The following is a 415-nucleotide window of genomic DNA, read 5'->3' on the forward strand; positions in this document are numbered from 1 at the left end:
ATCCATGCCGGCGATCTGTTGTAGTCGCGCCCGTCGTTTCTCGCTATTTTTCGCTGAGCCCATGATGCCGATATAGAACGCGGGTGTCGCGATCGCCTCCATCATCGTCAGGTCATCAATGCGGGGATCGTGGGTCAGTGCCACAATCGCCACCGCTGCATGCGCGCCGTTCAGCTCCAGCCAGCGCGCCGGATGCTGTGACACCAGCGTCACGTTGTCCGTAGCGCTGAAGTGGCTCTCCAGCTCCGTCAGCATCTCCGGTCGGTGCTCACAGACCCGCACGTGAAATCCCAGCATCTGCCCGAGCCGGATGCACTCATATGCCACAGTCGAGTAGCCCGCGATCAGCAGTTCCGGTATCGCACCAACCGGCAGTAACATCTGCTGTTCACTGGCATCCAGCGCAGGCAACACC

General features: G+C 60.7%; 1 protein-coding gene. It reads right to left on the reverse strand.

All coding sequences use genetic code 11. The annotated features are described in order from the left end of the window. Nucleotides 1-415, reverse strand: a 415-nt coding sequence (locus tag JWJ90_RS22960; protein WP_205229526.1) for an XdhC family protein, incomplete at both ends; no start/stop codon positions are given.

The sequence above is a fragment of the Desulfobulbus rhabdoformis genome (genome assembly GCF_016919065.1).
GTDB lineage: Bacteria > Desulfobacterota > Desulfobulbia > Desulfobulbales > Desulfobulbaceae > Desulfobulbus > Desulfobulbus rhabdoformis.